The organism is Spiroplasma endosymbiont of Megaselia nigra, from assembly GCF_003987485.1.
In the GTDB taxonomy this organism is placed as follows: domain Bacteria; phylum Bacillota_I; class Bacilli_A; order Mycoplasmatales; family Mycoplasmataceae; genus Spiroplasma.
This window is the reverse complement of record NZ_RCOO01000229.1, coordinates 1-1,618: the sequence shown is the minus strand read 5'-3', so window position 1 is coordinate 1,618 and position 1,618 is coordinate 1. Positions and strand designations below refer to the sequence as shown.

General features: G+C 23.7%; 3 protein-coding genes. All 3 read right to left on the bottom strand.

Annotation, left to right across the window (positions count from 1 at the left end):
- Positions 1–305 (bottom strand): hypothetical protein (locus D9R21_RS06345; protein ID WP_148108871.1); only part of this gene is annotated, 305 nt, incomplete at its 3' end.
- A gap of 13 nt (positions 306–318) precedes the next feature.
- Positions 319–588 carry a hypothetical protein gene (locus tag D9R21_RS06340; RefSeq protein ID WP_126821527.1) on the bottom strand — a complete coding sequence of 90 codons (270 nt, stop codon included), beginning with the start codon at positions 586–588 and terminating at the stop codon, positions 319–321.
- A gap of 15 nt (positions 589–603) precedes the next feature.
- A partial coding sequence (locus tag D9R21_RS07550) for a hypothetical protein (RefSeq protein WP_158613962.1) occupies positions 604–1,618 on the bottom strand: 1,015 nt, incomplete at its 5' end.

The window sequence follows — 1,618 nt, the reverse complement described above, 5'->3', positions numbered from 1 at the left end:
TTACCATTCTTATTAATTTTATATTCGTTATATCAATTCTTATTAGTAAAGTCTTGCATTTTTAAAAAGTTATTAATTAATTTAGTATCTAATTGTTGATTAGTAAGTGGATTATAAATGCTAATTTCTAAATCTCGTGGATTTAAAAAATTAGCATTATCTTCACAAATTCTTTTTTCTAAAATTTCATTATGTTTTTGAACAGTAACATTTTTACGATTAGTAATCGTTGATGCTAAATTAAGATAATAACTATCAATATCATAATCTTTTTTTATTTTCTTTTTTGCTGGTAACAATCCCATTTATAACACCTCTTTATTTTTTATCTTCTTTTTTAATAACATCTTCAATACTATCTTGTTTTTGTTGTTTGTTATGAGTTTTGATAAATCTAATAGTTTCAATAATTAAAACAATAACCCCAAAACCATTAAGCATTGCACCAATAATTACATATGCAGGTCAACCAATTCCTAATTTAGTAGGTCCTATAAAACAAATAATAATTCCTGCAATAAAAAACAATGATGAAACTCCAAAGATTTTCAAAAACATAATTACATCTTTAATTTCTACTTTTGGCATAAAAACATCTCCCTTCTAAATTATTTCTTTTCTTTCTACAATTAAATCTAAAATATTTACAGAAATATTAGTATTTAAAAGTAATTGCAGCATTGTTGTTGATAGATATTGCACAATAAAATTAAAATAATCATTTGAATTTAGTACTATAATCGGTACAGAATAATTATCACTTTTATTTTTAATAGTCTCTATTCAATTACTTCAATTTTCTTTATTTAATTGTCCTGCTTTTATTCTCATTCTGTATATATATTTATTCAAATTAATATTTTCTAAAATATATCTAGCAGAACTATTGGAAATAAAAGTAGGTGTATCAACTACTTCTCAATTAACATTTTTTTCTTGTACTGCTCTGACTGCTTTGGTAAAGTTTTGCGCTGTTTCTGCAGTTATATTTTTAATTTCTAAATCATTCGTTGTAATATTAACTGATTTAATTTCTTTTTTGCTTTCAATGGTATTGTTTGCAATTAAGTTATTTAATTCTAAGTTTGTATTTTTATTAACAATATCTTGTTTTGTATTTATCTTACTCTCTAATTTTTTATAAGTTTCTATTCTTTCATCTTTTTCGTTATTTATTAAAGCGTCAACTTCTAACTGAGTATAATATGCTTCTAAATCTATCATTGTCAAATCAATATCTTCTTCTTGAAAAGTACGAAACATTTTCTTTAAAGTTGTTAAATTAGCCAATGATTTTGAATAAGTAGGCAATAGACCTTGTCATGTTGCCATAGGGTCATTTTGTGAAGAATAATTAATATCACCAACACTCATATTTGCCGAAGTAAAAAACTCAATTGGAATGCGGTTAAATGTTCAATGTTCAATCGTAATAAACACCATATTAATACAAATTTTCTTTAATAATGGGTCTTTAAATGTTTCAAACTTTAATTTTGAAAATGGATAATTCAAATATGAATTAATCATATTTTGGGCTCTTAAAGCAAATGTTTTAAATCATAATTCTACATCACCTTTAAAGAACTTATTATAACGAACTGGAACTTGTGTAATT